The sequence below is a fragment of the Pseudomonas sp. IPO3774 genome, from assembly GCF_013386835.1.
Lineage (GTDB): Bacteria > Pseudomonadota > Gammaproteobacteria > Pseudomonadales > Pseudomonadaceae > Aquipseudomonas.
The window spans coordinates 329467-353231 of the sequence record NZ_JACAQY010000018.1 but is presented as its reverse complement, the minus strand read 5'-3'; the positions used below and the strand labels follow the sequence as shown (position 1 = coordinate 353231).

At 62.1% G+C, this 23765-nt stretch carries 26 protein-coding genes; 4 read left to right on the top strand and 22 right to left on the bottom strand.

What is annotated here, in order from left to right; translation table 11 throughout:
• Positions 1-2: 2 nt before the first annotated feature.
• Entirely contained in the window at positions 3-1112 is a 1110-nt protein-coding gene (locus HYE77_RS13565) for a cytochrome P450 (RefSeq protein ID WP_102369655.1), read from the bottom strand.
• Positions 1113-1186: 74 nt separating this feature from the next.
• On the opposite strand from HYE77_RS13565, the gene HYE77_RS13560 reads away from it, so the two are divergent.
• The gene (locus HYE77_RS13560; protein ID WP_177068872.1) at positions 1187-1894 is read left to right on the top strand and encodes a helix-turn-helix transcriptional regulator; all 708 of its coding nucleotides are present in this window, start codon (positions 1187-1189) and stop codon (positions 1892-1894) included.
• Here HYE77_RS13560 and HYE77_RS13555 read toward each other — a convergent pair.
• The 15 genes from HYE77_RS13555 to phnC all read right to left on the bottom strand — a co-directional run bounded on the left by HYE77_RS13555 (position 1870) and on the right by phnC (position 15120).
• A complete protein-coding gene (locus HYE77_RS13555) occupies positions 1870-3342 on the bottom strand; it encodes a M10 family metallopeptidase C-terminal domain-containing protein (RefSeq protein WP_177068871.1) in 1473 nt (490 codons plus the stop codon). The genes HYE77_RS13560 and HYE77_RS13555 overlap by 25 nt on opposite strands.
• A 227-nt stretch (positions 3343-3569) precedes the next feature.
• A complete protein-coding gene (locus HYE77_RS13550) occupies positions 3570-4343 on the bottom strand; it encodes a M10 family metallopeptidase C-terminal domain-containing protein (protein ID WP_177068870.1) in 774 nt (257 codons plus the stop codon).
• A gap of 336 nt (positions 4344-4679) precedes the next feature.
• Positions 4680-5429 carry a phosphonate metabolism protein PhnP gene (gene phnP / locus HYE77_RS13545; RefSeq protein WP_177035116.1) on the bottom strand — a complete coding sequence of 250 codons (750 nt, stop codon included), beginning with the start codon at positions 5427-5429 and terminating at the stop codon, positions 4680-4682.
• Positions 5420-5983, bottom strand: coding sequence for a phosphonate metabolism protein/1,5-bisphosphokinase (PRPP-forming) PhnN (phnN, locus tag HYE77_RS13540; RefSeq protein ID WP_003210611.1), 564 nt, complete (start codon positions 5981-5983; stop codon positions 5420-5422). Before phnN ends, phnP begins: the two co-directional genes overlap by 10 nt.
• Positions 5983-7128: an alpha-D-ribose 1-methylphosphonate 5-triphosphate diphosphatase gene (locus HYE77_RS13535; protein WP_177068869.1), complete on the bottom strand. Its 1146-nt coding sequence runs from the start codon at positions 7126-7128 to the stop codon at positions 5983-5985. Before HYE77_RS13535 ends, phnN begins: the two co-directional genes overlap by 1 nt.
• Positions 7118-7837 (bottom strand): phosphonate C-P lyase system protein PhnL, encoded by a 720-nt coding sequence (phnL, locus tag HYE77_RS13530; RefSeq protein ID WP_008434762.1) that lies wholly within the window; start codon positions 7835-7837, stop codon positions 7118-7120. The genes HYE77_RS13535 and phnL overlap by 11 nt, the downstream gene beginning before the upstream one ends.
• Entirely contained in the window at positions 7837-8646 is an 810-nt protein-coding gene (gene phnK / locus HYE77_RS13525; protein ID WP_085984643.1) for a phosphonate C-P lyase system protein PhnK, read from the bottom strand. Before phnK ends, phnL begins: the two co-directional genes overlap by 1 nt.
• The gene (locus HYE77_RS13520; RefSeq protein WP_177041452.1) at positions 8607-9473 is read right to left on the bottom strand and encodes an alpha-D-ribose 1-methylphosphonate 5-phosphate C-P-lyase PhnJ; all 867 of its coding nucleotides are present in this window, start codon (positions 9471-9473) and stop codon (positions 8607-8609) included. Before HYE77_RS13520 ends, phnK begins: the two co-directional genes overlap by 40 nt.
• Positions 9466-10542 carry a carbon-phosphorus lyase complex subunit PhnI gene (locus tag HYE77_RS13515; protein WP_177041450.1) on the bottom strand — a complete coding sequence of 359 codons (1077 nt, stop codon included), beginning with the start codon at positions 10540-10542 and terminating at the stop codon, positions 9466-9468. The genes HYE77_RS13520 and HYE77_RS13515 overlap by 8 nt, the downstream gene beginning before the upstream one ends.
• Positions 10542-11132 (bottom strand): phosphonate C-P lyase system protein PhnH, encoded by a 591-nt coding sequence (gene phnH, locus HYE77_RS13510; protein ID WP_177035119.1) that lies wholly within the window; start codon positions 11130-11132, stop codon positions 10542-10544. The genes HYE77_RS13515 and phnH overlap by 1 nt, the downstream gene beginning before the upstream one ends.
• Positions 11132-11569: a phosphonate C-P lyase system protein PhnG gene (phnG, locus tag HYE77_RS13505; protein ID WP_003210619.1), complete on the bottom strand. Its 438-nt coding sequence runs from the start codon at positions 11567-11569 to the stop codon at positions 11132-11134. The genes phnH and phnG overlap by 1 nt, the downstream gene beginning before the upstream one ends.
• 11 nt (positions 11570-11580) lie before the next feature.
• Complete coding sequence (gene phnF / locus HYE77_RS13500) at positions 11581-12285, bottom strand: phosphonate metabolism transcriptional regulator PhnF (protein WP_023659262.1); 705 nt, start codon at positions 12283-12285, stop codon at positions 11581-11583.
• Positions 12286-12321: 36 nt separating this feature from the next.
• Positions 12322-13104: a phosphonate ABC transporter, permease protein PhnE gene (gene phnE, locus HYE77_RS13495; RefSeq protein ID WP_003210621.1), complete on the bottom strand. Its 783-nt coding sequence runs from the start codon at positions 13102-13104 to the stop codon at positions 12322-12324.
• Positions 13105-13252: 148 nt separating this feature from the next.
• Positions 13253-14254, bottom strand: coding sequence for a phosphonate ABC transporter substrate-binding protein (phnD, locus tag HYE77_RS13490; protein ID WP_003210622.1), 1002 nt, complete (start codon positions 14252-14254; stop codon positions 13253-13255).
• A 32-nt stretch (positions 14255-14286) separates the two neighbouring features.
• Entirely contained in the window at positions 14287-15120 is an 834-nt protein-coding gene (gene phnC, locus HYE77_RS13485) for a phosphonate ABC transporter ATP-binding protein (protein ID WP_003210623.1), read from the bottom strand.
• Between the two features lie 394 nt (positions 15121-15514).
• Between phnC and HYE77_RS13480 the strand changes: the two genes are divergently transcribed.
• Positions 15515-15937: an NUDIX domain-containing protein gene (locus HYE77_RS13480; protein ID WP_177068868.1), complete on the top strand. Its 423-nt coding sequence runs from the start codon at positions 15515-15517 to the stop codon at positions 15935-15937.
• 298 nt (positions 15938-16235) lie between these two features.
• Positions 16236-16589 (top strand): DUF6124 family protein, encoded by a 354-nt coding sequence (locus HYE77_RS13475; protein ID WP_087694315.1) that lies wholly within the window; start codon positions 16236-16238, stop codon positions 16587-16589.
• 158 nt (positions 16590-16747) lie between these two features.
• On the opposite strand, the gene HYE77_RS13470 is transcribed toward HYE77_RS13475, so the two are convergent.
• A complete protein-coding gene (locus HYE77_RS13470) occupies positions 16748-17644 on the bottom strand; it encodes a LysR family transcriptional regulator (protein ID WP_177068867.1) in 897 nt (298 codons plus the stop codon).
• 135 nt (positions 17645-17779) lie between these two features.
• Between HYE77_RS13470 and HYE77_RS13465 the strand changes: the two genes are divergently transcribed.
• Positions 17780-18979, top strand: a complete 1200-nt coding sequence (locus HYE77_RS13465) for an MFS transporter (RefSeq protein WP_177068888.1) — start codon at positions 17780-17782, stop codon at positions 18977-18979.
• Positions 18980-19164: 185 nt separating this feature from the next.
• Here HYE77_RS13465 and HYE77_RS13460 read toward each other — a convergent pair whose 3' ends face one another.
• From HYE77_RS13460 to HYE77_RS13440, 5 genes are read right to left on the bottom strand one after another with little or no spacing between them, the layout of a single operon-like run.
• Positions 19165-19569, bottom strand: coding sequence for a hypothetical protein (locus HYE77_RS13460; RefSeq protein ID WP_003210627.1), 405 nt, complete (start codon positions 19567-19569; stop codon positions 19165-19167).
• 15 nt (positions 19570-19584) lie between these two features.
• A complete protein-coding gene (gene ccmI, locus HYE77_RS13455) occupies positions 19585-20778 on the bottom strand; it encodes a c-type cytochrome biogenesis protein CcmI (protein WP_177068866.1) in 1194 nt (397 codons plus the stop codon).
• Positions 20771-21244, bottom strand: coding sequence for a cytochrome c-type biogenesis protein (locus HYE77_RS13450; RefSeq protein ID WP_003210629.1), 474 nt, complete (start codon positions 21242-21244; stop codon positions 20771-20773). The genes ccmI and HYE77_RS13450 overlap by 8 nt, the downstream gene beginning before the upstream one ends.
• The gene (locus HYE77_RS13445; protein WP_008434782.1) at positions 21241-21777 is read right to left on the bottom strand and encodes a DsbE family thiol:disulfide interchange protein; all 537 of its coding nucleotides are present in this window, start codon (positions 21775-21777) and stop codon (positions 21241-21243) included. Before HYE77_RS13445 ends, HYE77_RS13450 begins: the two co-directional genes overlap by 4 nt.
• A complete protein-coding gene (locus tag HYE77_RS13440; RefSeq protein WP_087694319.1) occupies positions 21774-23762 on the bottom strand; it encodes a heme lyase CcmF/NrfE family subunit in 1989 nt (662 codons plus the stop codon). The genes HYE77_RS13445 and HYE77_RS13440 overlap by 4 nt, the downstream gene beginning before the upstream one ends.
• Positions 23763-23765 lie beyond the last annotated feature (3 nt).

Below are 23765 nucleotides of genomic sequence, written 5' to 3'. Positions count from 1 at the left end.
CCTCAGCTGTCAAAGTGGGGAATACGTCCGTTCAGCGATGGCCAATAACTGAACGCGCGCGGCACCGCCAACACCTCTGGCTGGCGCAGGAGCAAATCCTGGATCGCTTGCGCAGCGATACTCACCGCGATGTTTTGACCGGGGCACTGATGCCTTCCAGCGCCAAAACTGAAGATTCGTCGTTGCTGTCGCTCAAGTAGAAAAACCTCGGGCGCAGGGTTCGCGGCCGCGTCCCGATTGGCCGAGGCCAGCAGCACCAGCACGGTGTCACCCGCCTCCAGAACCCTGTCGCCAATCGTGCAACGCCGGGCCACAAATCGCCGGGTGTTCTGCACCGGAGAATCGTAGCGGGCCACCTCTTCGACCAGCGCGACGGCGAGGGTCGGCGTGCCCTGAATGCGCGCCAGCAGATCGGGAAACCGATGCAGCGTGACCAGGGTGTTGCCAATAAGGCCGGCGCTCGCTTCGCAGGTCTGTGACAGCAGTCCGATCAGATTGGCGGTCAATGCGCCAAGGTTTTCCCAGGTACTGGCTTGGTAGTTGCGAAGGATGTGCGCCCGCAAGGCTGTTTGCTCCAGCACCCCGCTGAACATCTCCCTGAGCCTGCTCGCCCCGGCGTGTGCGTCGTGCAGTTGAACCTCAGTGCTCAGGGGCGAAAGGCAGGCGACAAAATCACGTGTCAGTTGGGCGACTTCCCGCAACTGGTCGCTGCGAAAACCCAGCCCATATGCAACGGCAGACACGGGTAACGTGAACATTAATTCGCTCAGGTCGGCCCCCGGGTGACCGATGCAGGCCTGGACATTCATGACCTCTACCGAGGCCAGCGCCGGTTCGATTACCGCCCTTGGACACCGATGGCCGGCGTCTTCATTCATGCGCATCAACGCCGCAAACACCTGCCCGGCCGCACCTTGCGCAATAGCCGCAGGCACCGGCTCGTGCAACGGACGCACCCGGCAATCGGGATGTGCCAGAACGGCCTCCACTATCCTGGCAGTGCTGGCGACCCATAACCCGAGACCTTCATCGAACAGCAGTCCGCCGTTAAGCCTCAGGCCTGCGTAAAAATCATAGGGATCGTGATGCGTAGCAGCTTCCAGCGGTGTCATTGCGTACTCCCTGTTCTTAAAGAACCGCTACTATCAGCCACCGCCCACCGCAACGATTCGTTCAGGAACGAAATATGAACGCCCATAACGACGACTCCGACCTCTCCCGGGTTGCCGGCGCGATTGCGGAACCGGCCCGCACCAGAATGCTCTGCGCATTGATGGACGGCCACGCGCGCACCAGCACCGAAATGGCAGTCATCGCCGAGGTCAGTGCCTCCACCGCCAGCGCTCATCTGGCACGCCTCAAGGACGATGGGCTGGTGAAGCTGCATACACAGGGCCGGCACCGGTATTACAGCCTCGCGGGCCCTCACGTCGCTCAGGTGATTGAAGCGTTGATGGTGATCAGCAGAAACACCACGACGACGTTCGTATCAACCACGCCCACTCGATTGCAATTCGCCCGGACCTGTTACGACCACATGGCCGGGACGCTGGCGGTGCGTCTGCATGACCATTTCATCGCGTCCGGCTGGATGGTAGGCGACAGTACCTACCAGCTCACCGCAGCAGGTGAAAAGGCCATGACCGAATTGGGTGTGGACGTGCTGACGCTTCGAGCGCAACGGCGTCGTTTTGCGTGTTCGTGCCTGGACTGGAGCATGCGGCGCCCGCATCTGGCCGGCGCGTTGGGGGCCGCTTTGCTGGAAAGCTTCATCCGCCGTAGATGGGTGACCCAGGATTTGGATAGCCGCGCCCTTGGACTCACACCCAAGGGGCAGGAGGAATTGGCCTGCCGGTTTGGATTGACCGCTCAAGAGGGTTTGGCGAGGCGTTGAAACAACTGCATCAGGACGGCCAACATCTTGGCGACCATCTTGTTCAACTGCGTAAGGGTGTCCGTCTTCGGATCGACTGGCGGCGTCGGCGTCGGCGTCGGGGCAGGCAGCACACTGGGCACGGGTTGCACGTCCGGTTTATGGCCGGCCCAGTGCACGTCCCCAGGCTTGATTTCCCCCTTGCTGGTCACCCGCAGATCGGCCGTGCCCTTCCCGGCCAGGTCAATTTCCAGGCTTGCACGGCCGGTGGTGGCGTCATGCTTGAGCACAGCCTCGCCTGCCTGGCCGCTGAACCGATCGGTAAAAACCAGGCCGCTGACACCGGCCTCCTTTAATGCCCCCGAGACATCAATCTTGTCGGTGCCGCTGGTAAAGTCCTCGATCAGGTCAGGGTGCTGTGGCGTGGAATCACTGGCCTTGTCGTAGATAAAAATGTCTGCCCCACCGCCGCCGCGTAACGTATCGGCACCCGCTCCACCCTTGAGCCGATTGCCCGCCTCATTGCCGATCAAGGTGTCGCGACCTGCACCACCCGTTGCATTTTCAACCGTACACCCCTTGGCAATCGAGACATTGCCCTTCAAGCCGCCCACATCAGAGAACGACTCGGCATTGAGGTTAATCTTCTGGTCCTGGGAGAACCCGGAAAAGTCCAACGTATCGTCACCGCCGCCGTCCCATACGCAGAAAATCGGTTTGTCCGTGGCGCTCTTGAGGGTCATCGCTTCGCGCTCGGTATTGGAGTTGAAGCCATAGGTGGTGTCGGTATTGCGGGTTTGATGATTGGCCCCATACAACCGCTGGGCCGCCGCAATGTCATCCATCATGGGTGCAGATGGACTCAACGACTTGAAGTCGTGGCCGGGTTGGTTTTTCTCCGACCAGTAGCTCATGACGCTGCGCGCCTTGGTATCCCCGGTATAGACCGCGCCACTGTTGTAGCTGGAGCCGCCGCCATTGTAGTTACCCGGATGCTGCAGGCCGATGGCGTGACCGATCTCATGCACCGTGGTGACCGAAAAATGACTGCCCAGGGCTGGCGCGCTATTGGTACCCCGGGTGCCGATCGTCGCTGTTGTGGTGGTCGTCCCGCGCGGAAAGGTAGCAACGCCACGGTCACCGCGAGGGTTATTCCTGATGTTCACCGTACCTTCCGTTCCACCTGCCTGCTCCCTGAAGTTGATGTTGGCCACGTCCTGCCAGGACTGTACCGCCTCGCGCACACGTTGCTTCTGCTGCGGGGTGAAACTCGAGTCGACGGTGTACGACAGGTCAACTTTGTTGTCGCCGTTACGGTCTTGAAACCGCATGTTGTCCCGCGTGATGTGCTTGCCGGCCTGATCAGTCGTGTAGGTGGGCTTGCCGGCACCGACACCAAACGGTCCGGGATCAGACTCCGGTAAATAGTAGGTCGAGGGTTTGCCAGCTATCAGCTTAGAACTATTCATGAAAACCGCGCGCTCTTTTTAATTAATGGAAAGCGCCCCCTGAACCCGTTGGCCAGCATACGACCGAACACCAGGGGACCCTGAAACTCACTTGCATTCCAAACAACCCATGACCAAGTAACCCCCCTGCCGGGGAGTAAAAACCAAGGCGCGGACGCCTCTCAAACAGGTTTTTTTATAAATACCAAACCCACTTCAAAAACCCGCACGCGCCCCGGCATTAGATTTTATATCGGACGCTGCACTTCAGTAACAGGCCCTAGTAAATCCGACGGTCTTATCAAGTGAATGCTTTTAACCAGGAAGCTTGTCTCACGGTTGCCTGTGAGGTCTACCGCAACAAAGTAGCGGCCACTGTGGGGATTGAACTTCACCACCGTATCGCCAATACGCCCCGTAAAGGCCTCAACCACCCGCAAGGGTGTATTGACCTCTTTCATCATGGGCACCAGATCAATCTTGTCCCTGCCGCTGACAAAATCCATGATCATGTCCGCGTTGTGATAGGTAGAGTCACTGGCCTTTTCATAACGGAAGGTATTGCTGCCCCCCACGCCCCAAAGGACGTCGGCCCCTACGCCACCGGTCAAGACGTTGCCAACCTGGTTGCCAATCAGCAAGTCGTAGCCTGCGCCCCCTTTGGCATTCTCCACCCTGGAACCCTTGGCTATCGAGACATTATTGTGCAGGCCGCCCACGCTGGAAGCCGCGCCGTCACGCAGATCAATTCTCTGGGCCTGGTTGAACCCGGAGAAATCCAGCGTATCGTTTCCGCCTTTGTCACGTACGATGAACCTTGGCGCACTACTGAGTGAATGCAGACTCATGGAGCGGTTGGCGATATTGGAGTTGAAACCGTAGACCGTGTCTGACGCGTCCGGCCCGGGTGTCAGTCGACCCATTACAGGGTGGGACTTTTTATCGGAATGACGATCGCCCGACCTTTCAGGTGCTACCACGTTTTGTACATAAGAGTTAAAAACAGGAGAAGTAACTATCATGCAACAACTTCCTTAAGGACACAGAATAACAGACCCTCTTTAAATAAGGCCCACCCCCGGCAAACCCTTTTCACCGGGACAACTAAACTGCCACAAGAAAGCGCAACTCACCAAGCCGAGATTATTTCACAAGAAGTATTGAAACATTAAAATTCGCCCATCCAACACGATAGGAGAAGTTGATTGTAGGAACTATTAAGCAGCCAAATTTTTCGCCACCGATGTTGTAAACTTCATCAGCAAGACTTGAAACTTTCCTACCCTTGATTAAATCTTTCACCTACAACCAAGGTTCTGACACGCGCTAATCAATTAAAAGATTTCTCGCGCAAGGGCTTAAATCACCCGCCCATCCCAGCCCACCGTCACATGCCGCGGCAGCTCCCGCCGATGCTGCAACAACCACGCATCCAGCGTATGCCCCACATGGGTCAGCACCCCCAACTGCGCACCCACCTCTTCAATACATTGCAACGCCAGCGTCAGGTCATTGTGATTGCGCGGTGCCTGCGGTTGCGGCGGCATGGAGCAATCGAGTACCAGCACATCCAGCGGCTCGCGTTGCAGCCAATCGCGGGTGGCGGGTGGCAGGCCGACGGTGTCGGTAAGGTAGGCAATGCGCCGCCCTTCACCTTCCAGCAAATACCCCAGGGTGGGCTTGGAATGCAGCAGCGGTAACGCGGTGACGCTCAGTTCACCCAACCGGCGGGTTTCAAACTCGGCAAACGGCTGGCTGAAATCGAGGATGCCGGGGTGCTTGTACAGGTCGGACAACCCTTCCGGATCCACCGGCCCATGCACCGGAATCACCAACCCTTGCCCCCAACGCAAATGCAGCAGGCCTTGGGCGTGATCGGCGTGGTAGTGGGTCTGGAGAATCCCGTTGAAGCTGCGCGGCGGGAAGCGCTCAGTGAGGTCGGGCAACCCGCTGTCGATCAACCAGCGCTGGCCGCCACACTCGATCAATGCGCTGCATGGGCGGCGGCGCAGGCTCTGGTCATGGCGGGCCAGGCCACAGGCGGCGCACTCACAGCCATACACCGGGACTTGCCGCGCATCGCCGGTGCCCAGCAGTGTCAGGCGCATGCGGGTTGCCCGTCGAGGCAGCCCAGCAAGCGCTCGACCGTGTGTTCCAGGTGGCCGGAATTGTCGAGCAGGAACACATCTGCAGCAGCGCTCAAACCCTCGGCGAATCGCGCATTGCGCGCCAGGCGCAGATCAATATCCGCCAGGGATTCGCGCCCCCGCGCCAGCAAGCGCTGGCGCAACACCCCTTGGTCTACCGTCAGCAGCACCACCAGCAGGTTCGGGTAACGCAGCCGGGTTTGCGCCAGATGGCCGCGGGAGCCGTTGACCAGCACATCGTGCCCCGCCGCCAGCCACTCATCGATTTCCCGTGGGATGCCATAGGACAACCCGTTGGCGTGCCAGCTGAGGGCAAATGCGCCCTCGGCCTCCATTGCGGCAAACTGCGCCGGGCTCACACCCTGCGCCGCTTCGCCCACCGCTTCCGCCGAGCGGGTGATGACCCGCCGCACAATGCGGCAGCCACGCTCGGCCAGACGCGGTCGTGCGGCATCCAGCAGGCTGTCCTTGCCCGAACCCGATGGTCCGATGAGATAGATCAACCTGCCTGCCATCAAAACACCCTCTTCGCTTGTCGCCACACTTGTTGGACCACGGGCAGTCCGTCGCGGCTCCTGGCTTGCACCAGGTCGGCCCGCAGACCCGTGGCGATTTCGCCGCGATCGCTGAGGCCCGCCGCGTGCGCGGGCGCCAGGCTGATCATCCTGATCGCCCGCGACAGATCGCCGCCATCCTGTTGATCGGCCAGCACGAACGCCGCCTGCAACAGGCTGGCCGGGTAGTAGTCACTGGAAAGTATATCCAGCAATCCTTCGGCGGCCAGGCCGGCGGCGGCCACATTACCCGAGTGGGACCCGCCACGCACCACGTTCGGCGCGCCCATCAGAACTTTCATGTTCAGTTGCCGGCAGCCACGCGCCGCTTCCAGGGTGGTGGGGAATTCGGCGATGGTCATGCCATAGCGCGCCGACTCCTCCACATGCGCCAACGTCGCATCGTCATGGCTGGCCACCGACAGGCCGCGTTCCAGGCAATGCTCGACGATCGCGGCGCGGTAGCGGTCGCTGTACTCCCTGGAGTTGGCCATTTGCAGCTTGATGAACGCGTCCATGGTCTCGTCGTTCAGGTGGTACTTGCCCATGTAGTACTCACGGTACTTGGATTCAAGCACGAACTGGCGCTGGCCCGGCGAGTGGTCCATCACTGACACCAACTGCACCAACGGGTTTTCCACCAGGTCGCGGAACACGCTCAGGGTGTCGGGGTGGCACAGCTCGCAGCGCAGGTGCAGGTGGTGTTCGGCGCGGGTCAGGCCGGCGCTTTCTGCTGCCGCGATGGCATTGAGCATCGCCGGCAGTTTCTGCATGCGGTTGCCCTTGGGGTTCACGTCGCCGATGGACACCGCGTCGAACACCGTGGTGATGCCGGCCGCGATGATCTGCGCATCATGGCTGAGCACCGCCGAGGTCGACGGCCAGTCCACGCCGGGGCGCGGGGTCATGTGTTTTTCCAGGTTGTCGGTGTGCAGTTCCACCAGGCCCGGCAACAGGAAATCCCCGTCAAGGTCCTGGGCCTGGGGCAGTTGGCTGCGGCCTTCGGCGATGTCGACGATCAGCCCGTCACGCAGCACGACGCTGCCAAGGAACATACGGTCAGCCGTCACCAGCCGGGCATTACTGAGGATCTGTTCAGCGGGCATGGGCGTATTCCTCTTGGGCAACAGGCGCGGGGGTCATGTCGAAATGGCGGTCGGCGACCGCTTCACGGGCGGCACGGTCGTGGAAGATGCCGATCAAGGCCGCGCCAGCAGCCTTGGCTTCGTTCATCAGTTCCAGCACCACCTGGCGGTTGCTGTCGTCGAGGGACGCGGTGGGTTCGTCCAGCAGCATCACCGGCCAATCCACCATGAAGCCGCGGGCGATGTTGACCCGCTGTTGCTCGCCGCCGGAGAACGTACCGGGTGCCAGCTGCCACAGGCGTTGCGGGATATTCAGGCGGGTCAGCAGATGCTCGGCGCGCGACTGTGCATTGGCCTTCGACCAGCCACGGGCCAGGGCCGGTTCCATCACCACATCCAGGCAGGCCACACGCGGAATTACCCGCAGAAACTGGCTGACGTAGCCCAGGGTCTGCTGGCGCACTTGCAACACCTCCCGAGGCTCGGCACCGACCAGCTCCAGCCATTCGCCGAGATGCTGTACCCGAATGCTGCCACCCGCCGGCAGATAGTTACCGTACAAGGTGCGCAGCAACGTACTTTTACCGGCGCCGGACTGGCCATGCAGCACCAGACATTCACCGCCTTTCACGCTGAACTCCACCCCGCGCAGCACGTTCAGCACCACGCCGTTCTGCTGGTGCAAGGTGAAGGTTTTCGAGAGGTCACGGACCTCGATCAAGGCATTCATCATGGCTGCAATACCGAAGACACCAGCAGTTGAGAGTAAGGGTGCTGTGGATCGTCGAGGATCTGGTCCGTCAGCCCGGTTTCCACCACGCGGGAACGGCGCATCACCATCAGGCGGTCGGCCAGCAGGCGCGCCACGGCGAGGTCGTGGGTCACGATCACCACCGCCAGATCCAGCTCGCGAACGAGGCCGCGCAGCAGGTCGAGCAAGCGCGCCTGTACCGACACGTCCAGGCCGCCGGTGGGTTCGTCCATAAACACAAGGCGTGGACTGGAGACCAGGTTGCGGGCGATTTGCAGGCGCTGCTGCATGCCGCCGGAAAAGGTCCGGGGCAAGTCGTCGATGCGCTGCGGGTCGATTTCTACCTGGCCCAGCCAGTCGAGGCCGGCGCCACGCAGTTGCTCATAGTTGCGCACGCCCTGGGCCATCAGGCGCTCGCCGATATTGGCGCCGGCAGACACGCCCATGCGCAAACCGTCCCGAGGGTTTTGCTCGACAAAGCCCCATTCGGTGCGCAGCAAGGTGCGACGTTCGGCTTCGCTGGCGCTGTACAGATCCAGCCATTCACCGTCCTTGCCGCGATAGCCGATGTGGCCGGCCTGCGGTGGCAGACGCCCGCTGAGCAGCGAGAGCAAGGTGGACTTGCCTGAGCCCGACTCACCAACAATCCCCAACACTTCACCGGGGTACAAATCGAAGCTGACGTCCTGGCAGCCCTTCTCTTCCCCGTACAACAACGACAGGTCACGCACTTGCAAAAGAGGCTGGCTCACTGGTTGTTCTCCTTGACCCGTTGGGCGCAGTACCAGGTGTCGGAACACACAAAACTCTGGGTACCGGCATCGTCCAGAATCAGCTCATCGAGGAACGATTCATGGCTGCCGCAGATCGCGCAGGTGTGTTCCCACTTCTGCACTTCGAACGGATGGTCTTCAAAGTCGAGGCTGGTGACCTGGGTGTACGGCGGCACCGCGTACAGGCGCTTTTCGCGACCGGCACCGAACAGCATCAGCGCCGGGCTCATGTCGAGTTTCGGGTTGTCGAATTTCGGGATTGGCGAGGGGTCCATCACGTAGCGCTCATCCACCATCACCGGGTAGGCGTAGCTGGTGGCGATATGGCCGAAGGTGGCGATGTCCTCGTAGAGCTTTACGTGCATCACCCCGTAGTCATTCAGGGCGTGCATGGTGCGGGTCTCGGTTTCCGACGGTTCGATAAAACGCAGCGGCTCCGGGATCGGCACCTGGTAGACCATGATCTGATTGGCCTGCAACGGAGTTTCCGGGATGCGGTGGCGGGTCTGGATCACCGTGGCGTCCGGGGTGCTTTCGGTGGTGGCGACGCCCGCGGTGCGCGCAAAAAAACGCCGGATTGACACGGCGTTGGTGGTGTCGTCGGCGCCCTGGTCGATCACCTTGAGCACGTCGTCAGCCCCCAGGATCGCGGCGGTCAGTTGCATGCCGCCGGTGCCCCAACCGTAAGGCAGCGGCATCTCGCGGCCACCGAACGGCACCTGGTAACCGGGGATCGCCACGGCCTTGAGCAAGGCGCGGCGGATCATGCGTTTGGTCTGCTCGTCGAGGTAGGCGAAGTTGTACGCCGGGTCACGCGCAGGCGCTTGAGTCAGGTCATTCATGGCGGGTGCCCTCGGCCGGTTGGCGCAGTTTGCGGATCAGTTCCAGCTCGGACTGGAAGTCCACGTAGTGAGGCAATTTGAGGTGGGAAACGAAGCCCGCCGCCTCGACGTTGTCGCAGTGGGACAGCACGAATTCTTCCTGCTGGGCCGGCGAGACGATCTCTTCGTTGAACTCATTGGCCCGCAGCGAGCGGTCCACCAGGGCCATGCCCATCGCCTTGCGTTCGGCATGCCCGAATGCCAGGCCGTAGCCCCGGGTGAACTGCGCCAGCTCGGTGGCCGAGCCGACGAACTGGTTGACCATCTCGCACTCGGTGACTTCGATGCTGCCCAGGCAAATCGGGAAACCCAGCTCTTCCGGGTCGATCCACACCTCCACATCGCCGATGCGAATCTCGCCGGCGAACGGGTGGTTGCGGCCGTAACCACGTTGGGTCGAGTAACCCAGTGCCAGCAGGAAACCTTCGTCGCCACGGGCCAGGGCTTGCAGGCGCTGGGCGCGGTTGGCCGGGTATTCCAGCGGGTCGCGGGTGATGTCGGCGACGCTGCCGGTGTCGTCGGATTCGTTCTTGATCAGCCCTTCCTTGGCCAGCAGGCCGAGTACCCGAGGGCACGCTTCCAGAGTGGCATCCGGCGTGGTTTGCGGGCCCGGGTATTCACCTTCGGCCAGCAGCGCAAAGTCCAGCAGGCGGTGGGTGTAATCGAAGGTCGGGCCCAGCAGTTGCCCGCCCGGCACGTCCTTGAAAGTCGCCGACAAACGCCGGCTCAGTGACATCTGCACGGTATCGATCGGCAGGCTCGGGCTGAAGCGCGGCAACGTGGTGCGGTAGGCCCGCAGCAGGAAGATCGCTTCCACCAGATCCCCCGCCGCTTGCTTGACCGCCAGTGCGGCCAGCTCCGTGTCGTACAGCGAGCCTTCGCTCATCACTCGCGCGACCGCCAGCGGCAGTTGCTCGCGGATCTGCTCCACGCTCAGTTCCGCAATGGAAGTATCGCCCCGGCGTTTTTTCGCCAGCAGGCGGTGGGCATTGTCGATGGCCTGTTCGCCACCCTTGACGGCTACGTACATCAGGCATGCTCCTGTGCAATTCGGGTGCTGCGTGGCAGGCCGATCAGGTGATGGCCGGCGGCGAACAACACGTCCAGGCCACGGGGAAAGGTTTCCCGGCGTTGGCGTTCCAGCCAGAACGCCTGGGGTACGGGCAGGTTGACCTGACGCTGGGTCTTGATCCCCGGACCGCGCCAGTTCAAGGCGCGACCGGCTTCCAGGTCGGTCAACTGGACCAGCAAGGTGCAGGATTGATCCGGGTAGCGGTCATTGCCGTGGTCGAAGCCGCTGAGGTCGAGCAAGTCCTGTTCACCGAGCAAGGCGAACGCGGCCTCTTTCCGGTTGGCGGTCAGCGGGCAGCCGCAGTGGAAGGCCAGGTTGGCGCGGATCAGCGGCGTGTCGAAGCACGGCGCCAGCCAGAGCGGGGTGTCCATATCCAGCAGCGCCAGGCACAGCGCATAGGTAGCCGGCGCCAGGCCTTCAAGGCTGGGGGCCGCGGGCAAGGACTGGATCAGGCCGGGCTCGGCGAGCGCCTTGAGGGCCCCGCGAAAACCGCGCTGGGCGTCCAGCACCGGGTCTACAAAGGCCGGTTGCAAGCGTTGGGCATTCATCAGTTTTCTCCTCGAACCAGGGTGAAGAACTCGACCTTGGTGGCGGCGGTGTCGGCCTCTTTTTGCGCCCGGCGCTCGGCCTGGGCGTTGGCCAGTGCGCCGATCAGGTCGCTGAGCCAGGGGCTCGGGTGTGCACCCTGCAAATGCGCATCCGCCAGGGCCGCCAGTTCGGCGTGGACCTTGTCGCGCCCGGCCAGGTAGCTGTAGCCGGTGCGCCCGTCTGCCAGGCGCACCACGCAGCGGGTCACGCTCATTTCGCCGAGGTTGAACGGCGCGCCATTGCCGCCCATGCGGCCACGCACCAGGGTCATGCCGATTTCCGGGGCGCGGATCAGTTGGTAATCCACGTCGCGCAGGGCGTCTTCATGGGGCAGCAATTCACTGCGAAAGGCGCGGGCGAGCACGCCGATCCAGTGTTGACGCGGGGACAGGTTCATCGGGGTCTCCATCAGGTCACCACTTGGTACTGGAAGCGATCCGAACGGCTGGTGGACTGCGCCAGCTCCACCGGGCGGCCGTCGCGATCGCGGGAAAGGGTGAATACAGTGAGCGCCGGCAAGTGCCGGGGCATCATCAGCAGTGCGGCTTCGTCGCGGTTGGGCAAACGCGCGCCGATCAGGCTTTGGGTGCGGGTCAACGGCATGTCGCGCTCACGCAGGTAGTGGCGCAGCGAGCCGCCGTTGTAGTCCGCCAGCAGCGGCGCATGGCTGGCGCAGTAACGGTGGCGGATCAGGCTGACCGGCTGGTGGTCGAGCTTGCGCAGGGTTTGCAACTCGATCATCGGCGCCATCTCGGCGATGCCCAGTTGCTGGGCCTCTTCACGGCTGGCAAAGCAGTAGCGGCGCTTGAGCAGCATCGCTTCCACGCCCACGCCTTGGGCCGACAAGGACTGGCTGTAGGAGGTCTCGGCGCCCATCGGGTAAATCAGCGGGCGGTCCAGCACCTGGGTGCCCTTGCCCTGGCGGCGCAACAGGCTGCCTTCGAACACCAACTCGTCGATGGCGCGGCGCAGGGTGTGGCGGTTGACGCCGAAGCGTTCAGCCAGTTGCACCTCGCCCGGCAGGAATTCACCGGCCTGGTAGCTGCTCAGTTCGCGGCGCAGGATGTCAGCGAGTTCGCGGTACACCGGCTCATCTTGTCTAGACAACTGCATGCTTAAAAAAAAGCGCCCAGGGGCACCCCTCCGTCGTCAGATGAACTGCTTGCGCAGGCGTTGGGACAGCACGTCGATACAGCTCACCACCACGATGATCACCAGCAGCACTGCGCAGGTCTGCACGAACTGGAACGCGCGGATGTTCTCCCAGAGGATCACGCCGATCCCGCCGGCACCGACCATCCCCACCACCGTCGCCGAACGCACGTTGGCCTCGAAGCGGTAGAGCGCGTAGGACACCCACAGCGGCATCACTTGCGGGATCACGCCGTAGATCACCTCTTGCAGGGCACTGGCACCGGTGGCTCGCACACCTTCAACGGGGCCCGGGTCGATGGCTTCGACGGCTTCGGCAAACAGCTTGGCGAGGACCCCGGTGGTACTGATCCACAAGGCCAGGACACCGGCAAAAGGACCGAGGCCGACGGCGACCACGAACAACATCGCGAACACCATTTCGTTGATCGAACGGAAGGCATCCATCACCCGGCGCAGCGGCTGGTGAATCCACCACGGCGTGATGTTGTCGGCGCACAGGATGCCCAGGGGCACCGAGCAGACGATCGCCAGCACCGTGCCCCAGAGGGCGATTTGCACGGTGACGATCATCTCCTTGAGGTAGGAGCGCCATTCGTGGAAGTCCGGCGGGAAGAAGTCGGCGGCGAAGGTCGCCATGTTTCCGGAATCGCGGTACAGCGCCAGCGGGTTCATCTCGGCGCCGTGCCAGGCCCAGGCCAGCAGGATCAGGAACAGGCCCCAGCCCAGGTATTGCGGCCAAGTCCTTTTGCCCACTGCTTCAGCATGCAAGGTAGTCATGGGTCACTCTCGGTGTAGGGTTGGAACTGGGCTTAATGTGGGAGCGGGCTTGCTCGCGAATGCGGTGACTCAGTCGCCGGATGCGTTGAATGACACACCGTATTCGCGAGCAAGCCCGCTCCCACATGAACCCGATTCCTACAGGGGGTTAGCCGTTGGCTGCGGTCTTCTTGTCTAGTTCGGTGATGCGCTCTTGCAGCTTGGCCAGGTCGGCGTCGATGTCGGCGAGCTTCCTGGCCTTGTCAGCCGCTTCCAGCTTGTCGTCGGCGCTGATGGTGGTGCGCTGCTTGAACAGCTCCAGTTGGCGGATCGGCAACAGCTGGTCGTCGCTGGACTTGAGGAACTTGCCCAGTTGCATGTTCTTCAGCACGGCCTTCTCTTCGTCGGTGTCACCGTAGTTGGCGAAGAAGTCGCGGATCTTGGTCTTCTCGCTGTCGCTCAGGGCCTTGCTCCACACCATCGGGTCGGCCGGGATCAGCGGCGACTTCCAGATCACCTTGAGCATGGCGGCCTTGTCCGGCTGGGTGACTTCCAGGCGATCCCAGCTTTCGGTGTTGAAGGTGGCGACGTCCAACTGCCCCTTGGCCACGCTCAATGCGTTGACTTCATGGCTGGAGTTGAGGGTGCGCTTGAAGGCGGTGGCGGCGTCGACGTGGTTCTTGGCGAACACGTAGTAGCCAGGCACCAGGTAGCCCGAAGTGGAGTTCGGGTCACCGTTGCCGAAGGTCAGGTTCTTGGCGTTCTTGAGCATGTCATCGACGTTGTTGATCGGGCTGTCCTTGCGCACGATCAGCACGCTCCAGTAACCGGCAGCCCCGTTGGCGGCGGCGGTCTGGGCGAAGATTTCGCCGTTGGAACGGTCTACCGCTTCCATCGCGGCCTTGTTGCCCAGCCAGGCCACGTCGACTTTGTTGAAGCGCATGCCCTGGATCAGGCCGGCGTAGTCGGAGGCGAAGGTGGCGTTGATGGTGAGGCCGGTCTTCTTGTGCATGTCATCCAGGAAGGGCTGCCAGATGCTCTTGAGGTTCTGCGAAGACTCGGTGGACATGATGCCGAAATTGATCGCCTTGTCGGCGGCCTGGGCAGTGCCCATGGCCACGCTGGCAAGCAGCACGGCAGACAGAAACACATGACCGATACGGTTCAACATGGAGAGGATTCCTGTGGGTCGTTAGTAAGGTTTCAAGCGCGGGCCAGGGCCAACCGTGCGGGGACGACGGGTGTGCGGGTCTGGTCGGAAAACATCAGGCTGGTGTCCACATCGGCACCGTACAAATCGTTGAGGAACTGGCTGCTCAGCTCGCTGGCCTGGCCATCGAAGTGAATCCGCCCGCCCTTGAGCGCCACGGCTCGGGGGCAATAACGCATGGCGTAATCGACCTGGTGCAGGGTGACCACCACGGTCTTGCCGTCGCGGCCGTTGATGTCGGCGAGGATCTCCATGACCTTGCGCGCCGACTCCGGGTCCAGGGAGGCGATGGGTTCATCCGCCAGGATCACTTCGGCGCGTTGCGTCAAAGCGCGGGCGATTGCCACGCGTTGCTGCTGGCCGCCGGACAAGGTGGAGGCGCGCTGGCTGGCCAGGTCTGCCAGGCCGACGCGGGCCAGGGATTCCATGGCGAACTGTTTTTCCTCGGCATTGAACAAACCGAGGTTGCCGCGCCAGCGCGGCATGCGGCCCAGGCAACCTAGCAGTACGTTGTCGAGCACGCTCAGGCGGTTGACCAGGTTGAACTGCTGGAAGATGTAGCCGATGTCGGCGCGCAGGCGCCGCACCTTGCCATTCAACCGCCCGCTGGCCTGCACTTCCCGGCCCAGCACCTTGACGCTGCCGCCGTTGCTCTTGTCGCAACAGGCCAGGCCCGCGAGGTGGCGCAGCAAGGTGGACTTGCCGGAGCCGGAAGCGCCAATCAGCGCGACCATCTCACCGGTGGCAACGGTGAGCTCGAGGTCGACCAGCGCGGATTTCTTCGCAAAGGTCTTGTTCAGATGATCGACATGGATAGCTGGAGTCATGGGCTTCTCTGTCTGGTTGAACAGCCATCCGTGGCTGCGTTTGAGTTCAAACGACAGTAGGCGCGGGCTGTGTCAGCCCTATGACTTGCACATGACTGGAGTAAAACCGTTTGATGAAGGTTTGATGAAAGGTTGGAAGTAGCTGTAGGACGTTGATCGTTCCCACGCTCTGCGTGGGAATGCCGCCTCGGACGCTCTGCGTCCATTGAAGTCTTGCGCAGTGGTGACGCGGAGCGTCACGGGATGCATTCCCACGCAGAGCGTGGGAACGATCCACTACCTAACCTGTGGCGAGGGAGCTTGCTCCCTCGCCACAAGGTCTTCGCCCGGCATTGGAAATGTGCCGGACTGTGGTGCAATAGCTGGCCGCCAATATGTGCAAAAGGACAACGTGATGGGAAAAGACAAGGCATGTCCGGTCATCCTGCGAACCCGCCAATCCCTGGAAATCCTCGCCTTCAAACACCCACTTGCAGGTCTTCAACTGGTCAAGGGCAGCTTGGAGCCTGGCGAAAGTACCGAGGCTGCGGCAGTTAGAGAGTTGCTTGAAGAGGCCGGGATAACCGGCAAGGTGATACGTGACCTGGGCACTTGGCACTCAGCGTCCACGGGGCATACATGGGCCTTTCATCAATGCCTGATCCCTGAAGACCTGCCAGATACCTGGACCCATTTTGCAGAGGATGATGGCGGCCACGAGTTCCAGTTCTTCTGGCACCCGCTGGCGAGCGAACCGTCAGAAGAGTGGCATCCGGTGTTTAAAGATGCCCTGGAGTTTCTAAAGCCGCGCCTTGCCGAAGTATCGCTTCAGGAATAATCAAGATCCCGGTAGATCGGTGATTTTTCCTACGATCTCTATGGCTTGCAGCAGCCTTAACTCGCCGCTAGCCTCTCCAAGTCGCTGCTCATCAGCGATCGGGTTTGGTCGCCCGGGTTAGAATGGCGCACAGTGCCGCGCAAGCGGCATTATCGTGTTCGCATTATGGCGAGCTGTGCGTGGGAGGGCCCTGGCCCTGCCGGGTTTCCATTCCCTGGTCGACCAACCTGCGTACAGCTCGCCACCCACCTGCTTGGTCGCAGATGTGGTGAGCTCCCACTGAATGGAGAGTCATTGCATGTACAAGGTCACGCCCAATCCGCCAGAAACGTCTGGCTCCAAGTCTGAAAAAAACAAGCTTCAGGACGCTGCCCAGCGGGCCATCGATCACTACCTGAAACCCGCCGAAACCAAAGCGTCCACCAATGAAAAAAACCACTTCAGTCTGTTCACCGTATCAGCCAACGTTGAAACGGAAGCACTGCTGAGCAACGCCTACGAAACACTCCAGTCTGCCAATGCAATGGCGTTGGACCTTTCCGAAAACATTGATGGCAAAGACCGCAGCCTGGTATTGGCGATGCAACAACTGCTGGAGTTGGGATTGTTGTTGGTGGATAGAGCGCTGGATCGAGAGTGCCCGGTGGCCTGATCAAAACCGAAATCCAACTGGCAACATAAATCCAATGTGGGAGCGGGCTTGCTCGCGAATGCAGAGGGTCAGTCAATACATCGGGTGACTGATCCACCGCTTTCGCGAGCAAGCCCGCTCCCACATTTTGATTTTCATCAGGTTCAAACTGCCCGGTGTTATTGAGCGATGCGGGCGCGCAATCGCGGCATCACAAAATCCAGAAACGCCCGCAGCTTCAGCGGCAACGGCGACTGCCCTTTGTGCACCAGGCTAATGGGCAGCGGCGCCGACTCGAACGCCTCAAGCATCACCGCCAACGCCTCCTCCCGCACCGCATCCGCCACTTGATACGAGAGTACCCGAATCACCCCAACCCCCAACGTCGCCGCCGCAATCGCCGCTTCTGCGGTGTTCACCGACAACCGCGAATGCACCGGTACCGAGAGCCCGGTTTTACCCGCGCCAAATCCCCACGCCCCTTGGGACGCCAGCACTTCGAAGGTGATGCAGTCATGTGCCGCCAAGTCCCGGGGTTCGGCCGGTACACCGCGAGCGGCCAGGTATGCCGGGCTGGCGCACACCACCCGCCGCACCGTGCCCACCTGCATGGCCTTGAGCGAGCTGTCGGGCAACTCGCCAATGCGCACCGCGACGTCGCAGTGTTCTTCCATCAGGTGCACGACGCGGTCGGTGAGGATCAGGTTGATGTCGATCTCCGGGTACTGCGCGAGGAATTCCGCCACCACCGGCACGATGTGCAGCCGCCCGAAGACCACTGGCGCGGTAACGACCAGTTCGCCCCGGGGCTGGGAATATTCGCCAGTGGCCGCGCGCTCGGCCTCGCTGATGTCTTCAAGAATGCGCCGGCACGCGTCGAGGTAAGAGGCGCCGGCATCGGTCAACGACAGCTGGCGCGTGGTGCGGTGCAGCAGGCGGGTTTTCAGGTGCGTCTCAAGTTCAGCCACCTTGCGGCTGACGCTGGCCAGCGGCATGTCGAGGCGCCGCGCCGCAGCGGTCAGGCTGCCTGCATCAACCACGGCAACGAAGATGGACATGGATTCAAGACGGTTCATGGCAACCTATCAAATTCTGGAAGGATGATTCCAAATCCTAGGGGATTATCCTGCCAAGCGCGAGTGCGTAACGTTGGCCACTCATCTCCTTCCCGGAGATCTGCATTGAAGGAGAGCGCCGTGAGTGGCCTGCCGATGACATCCCAACCTTCCACAGCGCCTGCGGTCGCGCCGCGCGGCAAGATCATCATGATGGCGGTGATCGCCGGCGCGGTGATTACCAATATTTACTGCACCCAGCCGATCCTGCCGCTGATCGCTTCGGACATGGGCGTGGACGTGACCACCGTGGATCTGGTGGCCGGTTCCGCCCTGCTGGGTTTTGCTACCGGGCTGGCGTTGCTGCTGCCGATGGGCGACCGTTTTGACCGCCGCAAGCTGGTGCTGGGGCAGATTGCCCTGGCGTTCTGTTTCGCCCTGGCGGCAGCGTTTTCACCGGGCATCTGGGCGCTGATCGGGGCGTCTTTCGGCTTGGGGATTGTGAGCTGTGTACCGCAGCAACTGGTGCCATTCGCGGCGGTGATGTCGCAGCCCCACGAACGCGGGCGCAATGTGGGCACGGTGGTCAGCGGGATCATGGTGGGCATCCTGCTCGGGCGCACGATCGCCGGCGTAGTCGGTGAGGCTTATGGCTGGCGTGCGGTGTACGCGATGGAGGCGGCCTTCATGATCCCGGTGTGGATCGGTGCCGCCAGGCTGCTGCCACAAGGCGTGCCGAGCACCAACCTGTCCTACCCTCGCCTGCTGACTTCGCTGTGGCCGCTGATGCGCGACAACAGCCCGATTCGCCAATCAATGATGGTGCAGGCGTTGTTGTGGGCTTGCTTCAATGCGTTTTGGGTGAATCTGGCAGCACTGTTGGCTCATGGGCCATGGCAATTGGGCAGCGCCTGGGCCGGTGGCTTCGGGATTATCGGTGCGGCGGGTGCGTTGGCGGCGTCGCTCGGTGGGCGGGCTTCCGACAGGCTGGGTTCGCGCAAGGTGATTGGGGCGAGTATCGGGATTGTGATCTTGGCGTTCCTGCTACTGGCGGGTGCCGAGACTTCGATTATCTTGCTGGTGCTGGGGGTGATCGTGCTGGATATCGGCGTGCAGTCGGGCTTGGTTTCCAACCAGACCCGGGCGTTTGCAGTGGACCCGAAAGCCCAGGGCCGCATCAATAGTTTGTACATGACGGCGACGTTTTTTGGCGGTGCGGTGGGGGCGACAATCAGCGGCTGGTTGATGGCGCGGTTGGGCTGGATGGGGATTGTGGAGTTTGGGGTGATGCTGGGGGTGATTGCCGGGGTGGTCCACTGGACAAGCGCGCCCAGGCAGACTGAGGAGCTGGCGTAATTTCAAATCAAACGAGATTCAAAATGTGGGAGCGGGCTTGCTCGCGAATACGGTATATCAGTGCCCGATTTGTTGGCTGACACGCCGTATTCGCGAGCAAGCCCGCTCCCACATTTGAGCTTTGTTGTTGGGTGGACTGTATTCCAAACCAGCCATGAAAAAGGCGACCCGAAGGTCGCCTTTTTTCATTGTGCGTACTGCTTGCTCAACCCCGGCGGTACGCCATGGACATCGGTCTCTTCCCAAGGCCCGTTCGGGCTGATGGACCGGCTCCAACCGTTGCTCCAGCGGTAGTAGGTGCGCTGGCGGTAGAACGTATCCGGCTGTTCGTCCAGCACGTACACCTGCATCTTTCCGTCCCAGTGGCTGGCCGCACCCGGTGGCGGTGCGAAGGTCGGCGAGGAGCTCGGCACCGGCTTCGACGGTTTGATCACTGGGCCTGAGGGCTGGGTGCCTGGCTGTGTGCTCGGCTGGGTCGACGGCCCTGTCGGTGGAATAGTCGGCCCGGTAGGCGACGGAGGCCGATGGACCGCACAAGCACTCAACCCCAGTACCAGGCTGAGCAGGGTGATACGTGCGATAGCGGTCATGGGCATTTCCTCGAATTATTGGTCCGGACTGTCGATGGTCAGCTGCTGCAGCGCAGTGGTGCTGCTGGCCAAGGGTTGGCTGCGGCCGATCCACTCGCCAGCTGTGGGAACACCTGCCCGGGATATGCGCGCAACCAGTTGGACTTCGGGAAAGTTGGACAGTTTCAACTGCGGCATCATCGCGTCGCTGTCGCCCAGCTCGACGGTGATCGGCAGGTCGGCCACGGTCACGCGCTTGGCCGCCAATGGCGCAGGCGGGCCTTTGACGGCACGGGCGAAGATGAACACGCTGTCGGTCGGCAGGGCCTTGGCCTTCACATCGGCGGCCAGGTCCACCCGCACTTGCATCTGTTTTTCTGCCTTCACGGGCGCCACGCTACCACCGCTCTCCTTGAGCTTCTCGGCGGCCCGGTCGATCCCGCCTTGCAGCGCGGCACGGGAATTGTCGTCCGGTGGCAGTTGCGCCAGCAGGCGGTTCCAGTAGTCGATCGCTTCCTGATAACGCTGGCCTTCAAAGGCGGCGATGCCCAGCAGGCCGAGGCTGGTGACTTCTTTCGGATCAAGTTTCAGTGCTTCGTCGGTCAGGGCCTGGACCTTAGGCGACCACTGTTTGTTGTCGGCAAAGTACTGGGCCTGGGCCCACTGGCCGAGCAACTCGGGCTGGCGACCGGCCAGGGCCACGGTGCGCTCGAAGATTTTCGCCGCATCGGCGGAACGGTCCTGGGCCATGTAGGCACGACCGAGGAAGTACAGGCCTTCCGGCGAGTCCGGCTGGGCCGCTGCGGCGCGCTCCAGGCGGCGGGTCATGTCTTCCATGGACACCGGCGGCTGGGAGAATTCGCGGGTCAGTTCGACCTTGTCGCTGGCACCGTAATGCAGGTACAGCGCCACGCCCAGCACCGGCACCAGAAAGGCCGCGAGCAACGGCAACGGTTTGCCGAGGCGCAATTCCCGGGGTTTTTCCACACCCTCGGTATCCGCCAGCAACTCACGGGCCGCTTCAGCGCGACCGCTGTCCAGTTGGGCCGCATCCAGCACGCCTTCGGACTGCTGGGTTTGCAGTTCCGCCACACGTTCTTGATACAGCGCCACGTTCAGCGCGGTGCGATCCTCTTCAAGCTGGGCACGGCGGCCGCGTAACACCGGGATCAGCAGGAAACTCAAGGCAATCAGAAGCAGCAGACCTGCTGCGAGCCAGAAATCAATCATCAGTTTTTTTGTCCAGCAGTTGGTCGAGGCGTTGACGCTCGTCGACGGAAAGCGAGTCCGAGCCATCGGCCGGGGCGACACGACGGCGGCGCACAATCACCGCCATAACGACTAAGCCTGTGAGCAACAACCCGGCGGGGCCGAACCACAGCAGCGCAGTCTTGCCGGTGAGCGCCGGCTTGTAGCGCACGAAGTCACCGTAGCGGTCGACCATGAAGTCGATGATCTGCTGATTGTCCTTGCCCTCGCCGAGCATGCGGAAAATCTCTTTGCGCAGGTCGGCGGCGATCGGTGCGTTGGAGTCGGCGATGTCCTGGTTCTGGCACTTGGGGCAGCGCAGCTCCTTGGTCAGTTCGCGAAAACGCTCGCGGTCTCCGTCCTTGGCAAATTCGTAAGTGTCGATGGCGGCGTGGGCCACGCCGACCATGCTCAAGCCCAATACCGCGGCGGCTAACCAACGCTTCATGGCTTGGCCTCGTCCACCAGCGCCTGGTACTTGGCGGCCAGTTGCTCGCGCCACACCACTTCGTCGATCACGCCCACGTACTTGTCGCGGATCACGCCCTTGGCGTCGATGAAGAAGGTTTCCGGAGCGCCGTACACACCAAGGTTCAGCCCGAGGTTGCCGTCTTCGTCGCGGATATCCAGCTGGTACGGGTTGTGGAATTCCGCCAGCCACTTCAGGGCGGCAGCATTGTCGTCCTTGTAGTTGATGCCGTAGATCACCACGCCCTTCTCCGCCAGCTTGTTCAGCACCGGATGCTCCACGCGGCAGGAAATGCACCAGGTGCCCCACACGTTGACCAGTGCCGGCTTGCCCAGCAAGTCAGCCTGAGTCAGGGTCTTGTCGCCCTGCACGGTCGGCAGCGAGAACGCCGGAAATGGCTTGCCGATCATGGCCGACGGCAGCTCGGCCGGGTCCAGGTACAGCCCGCGATACAGGAACACCGCCACCACCAGAAACGCCGCCAGCGGTAACACCATCAACCAACGCTTCATACTGGCGCTCCTTGCAGACCGAGGGCTTCACGCACCCGGCTCTTGACCTTGACCCGGTAGCGCCGGTCCATCGCTGCCAGCAAACCACCGAAGCCGGTGAGCAGGCCGCCGAACCAGATCCAGCGCACAAACGGTTTGACGTGGACCCGTACGGCCCAGGCGCCATCGCCCAGCGGTTCACCCAGGGCGACGTAGAGGTCGCGGGTGAAACCGGCGTCGATCCCGGCTTCGGTCATCATCGAGCTTTGCACGGTGTACAGGCGTTTTTCCGGGTGCAGCACGGCGATTTCCTTACCGTTGCGCACAACGCGTACGGTGCCTTTGTCGGAGGTGAAGTTGGGGCCTTCGAAGTGCTTGGCGCCTTCGAAAATGAAGTGATAGCCGGCCAGGTCCATGGACTCGCCCGGTGCCAGGCGCAGGTCGCGCTCGGCACTGTTCTGGCTGGACAACACCACACCCAGGGCGCACACGGCGATGCCGATGTGGGCGACCTGCATGCCCCAGTAACTGCGGGTCATGGTCGGCAAGCCTTTGATCAAACCTTTGTGGCGGGTCTTGTCGATCAGGTCGCGTACACCGGCCAGCAATACCCAGGCCGCGAGCATGAAGGTGGCAAGCACGGCCCAGTTGAAGTCGCCGTAGGCAATCCCGGCGATCACGGCCAGCGCGGCGCTGCCGAGCAGTACCGGGGTGAGCATGCCCACCAGCCATTTCACCGGGGTGTCTTTCCAGCGCACCAGTACGCCGACCGCCATCACCACCATCAGCAGCGCCATCAACGGGATGAACAGCGCGTTGAAGTACGGCGGGCCGACGGACAGCTTGGCACCGCTCAGGGCATCCAGCACCAGCGGGTACAGGGTACCGAGCAGAATCATCGAGGCCGCCACCACCAGCACCAGGTTATTACCCAGCAGCAGGGTTTCCCGGGACCAGAGGTTGAAGCCCACGTGGCTCTTGACCACTGGCGCACGCAGGGCGAACAGCGTCAGGGAGCCGCCGACCACGAACAGCAGGAAGATCAGAATGAACACGCCGCGCTCCGGGTCGGAGGCAAACGCGTGCACCGAGGTCAGCACGCCGGAACGCACCAGGAACGTACCCAGCAGGCTCAGGGAAAACGCGGCGATGGCCAGCAACACGGTCCAGCTTTTGAACACGCCGCGTTTTTCCGTGACTGCCAGCGAGTGAATCAGCGCGGTGCCCACCAGCCAGGGCATGAAGGAGGCGTTTTCCACCGGGTCCCAGAACCACCAGCCGCCCCAGCCGAGTTCGTAGTAGGCCCACCACGAGCCCAGGGTGATGCCGATGCCGAGGAATGCCCAGGCGACGATGGTCCACGGCCGTGACCAGCGCGCCCAGGCCGCATCGAGACGCCCGCCGAGCAAGGCGGCGATGGCGAAGGCGAAGGCGACCGAGAAACCGACGTAGCCCATGTAGAGCATCGGCGGGTGCACGATCAGGCCGATGTCCTGCAGCAGCGGGTTGAGGTCGTGCCCGTCGACCGGGATCTGCGGCAGGATGCGGGTGAACGGGTTGGAGGTCATGATCAGGAACAGCAGGAAGCCGATGCTGATCATGCCCATCACCGCCAGCACCCGGGCCAGCATCACCTGCGGCAGTTGGCGGGAGAAGATCGAGACGGCAAAGGTCCAGCCGCCGAGGATCAATGCCCACAGCAGCAACGAACCTTCGTGGGCGCCCCACACGGCGCTGAACTTGTAGTACCAGGGCAAGGCGCTGTTGGAGTTATTGGCGACGTAGGCGACAGAAAAGTCGTCGGTCATGAAGGCGTAGGTCAGGCAACCGAAGGCGAACACCAGAAAGGCGAACTGGCCCCAGGCAGCCGGCTGGGCCAGGCTCATCCACAGGCGGTCACCGCGCCAGGCGCCCAGCAACGGGACCACGGCCTGGACGATGGCAAAGCACAGGGCGAGGATCATCGCCAGCTGGCCCAACTCCGGAATAAACAGTGCGGACGTCATGAC

Coding starts and splice junctions, on each gene's coding strand:
- HYE77_RS13565 (WP_102369655.1), bottom strand. CDS start 1,112: ATGACACCGCTGGAAGCTGCTACGCATCACGATCCCTATGATTTTTAC.
- HYE77_RS13560 (WP_177068872.1), top strand. CDS start 1,187: ATGAACGCCCATAACGACGACTCCGACCTCTCCCGGGTTGCCGGCGCG.
- HYE77_RS13555 (WP_177068871.1), bottom strand. CDS start 3,342: ATGAATAGTTCTAAGCTGATAGCTGGCAAACCCTCGACCTACTATTTA.
- HYE77_RS13550 (WP_177068870.1), bottom strand. CDS start 4,343: ATGATAGTTACTTCTCCTGTTTTTAACTCTTATGTACAAAACGTGGTA.
- phnP (WP_177035116.1), bottom strand. CDS start 5,429: ATGCGCCTGACACTGCTGGGCACCGGCGATGCGCGGCAAGTCCCGGTG.
- phnN (WP_003210611.1), bottom strand. CDS start 5,983: ATGGCAGGCAGGTTGATCTATCTCATCGGACCATCGGGTTCGGGCAAG.
- HYE77_RS13535 (WP_177068869.1), bottom strand. CDS start 7,128: ATGCCCGCTGAACAGATCCTCAGTAATGCCCGGCTGGTGACGGCTGAC.
- phnL (WP_008434762.1), bottom strand. CDS start 7,837: ATGAATGCCTTGATCGAGGTCCGTGACCTCTCGAAAACCTTCACCTTG.
- HYE77_RS13520 (WP_177041452.1), bottom strand. CDS start 9,473: ATGAATGACCTGACTCAAGCGCCTGCGCGTGACCCGGCGTACAACTTC.
- HYE77_RS13515 (WP_177041450.1), bottom strand. CDS start 10,542: ATGTACGTAGCCGTCAAGGGTGGCGAACAGGCCATCGACAATGCCCAC.
- phnH (WP_177035119.1), bottom strand. CDS start 11,132: ATGAATGCCCAACGCTTGCAACCGGCCTTTGTAGACCCGGTGCTGGAC.
- phnG (WP_003210619.1), bottom strand. CDS start 11,569: ATGAACCTGTCCCCGCGTCAACACTGGATCGGCGTGCTCGCCCGCGCC.
- phnF (WP_023659262.1), bottom strand. CDS start 12,285: ATGCAGTTGTCTAGACAAGATGAGCCGGTGTACCGCGAACTCGCTGAC.
- phnE (WP_003210621.1), bottom strand. CDS start 13,104: ATGACTACCTTGCATGCTGAAGCAGTGGGCAAAAGGACTTGGCCGCAA.
- phnD (WP_003210622.1), bottom strand. CDS start 14,254: ATGTTGAACCGTATCGGTCATGTGTTTCTGTCTGCCGTGCTGCTTGCC.
- phnC (WP_003210623.1), bottom strand. CDS start 15,120: ATGACTCCAGCTATCCATGTCGATCATCTGAACAAGACCTTTGCGAAG.
- HYE77_RS13480 (WP_177068868.1), top strand. CDS start 15,515: ATGGGAAAAGACAAGGCATGTCCGGTCATCCTGCGAACCCGCCAATCC.
- HYE77_RS13475 (WP_087694315.1), top strand. CDS start 16,236: ATGTACAAGGTCACGCCCAATCCGCCAGAAACGTCTGGCTCCAAGTCT.
- HYE77_RS13470 (WP_177068867.1), bottom strand. CDS start 17,644: ATGAACCGTCTTGAATCCATGTCCATCTTCGTTGCCGTGGTTGATGCA.
- HYE77_RS13465 (WP_177068888.1), top strand. CDS start 17,780: ATGACATCCCAACCTTCCACAGCGCCTGCGGTCGCGCCGCGCGGCAAG.
- HYE77_RS13460 (WP_003210627.1), bottom strand. CDS start 19,569: ATGACCGCTATCGCACGTATCACCCTGCTCAGCCTGGTACTGGGGTTG.
- ccmI (WP_177068866.1), bottom strand. CDS start 20,778: ATGATTGATTTCTGGCTCGCAGCAGGTCTGCTGCTTCTGATTGCCTTG.
- HYE77_RS13450 (WP_003210629.1), bottom strand. CDS start 21,244: ATGAAGCGTTGGTTAGCCGCCGCGGTATTGGGCTTGAGCATGGTCGGC.
- HYE77_RS13445 (WP_008434782.1), bottom strand. CDS start 21,777: ATGAAGCGTTGGTTGATGGTGTTACCGCTGGCGGCGTTTCTGGTGGTG.
- HYE77_RS13440 (WP_087694319.1), bottom strand. CDS start 23,762: ATGACGTCCGCACTGTTTATTCCGGAGTTGGGCCAGCTGGCGATGATC.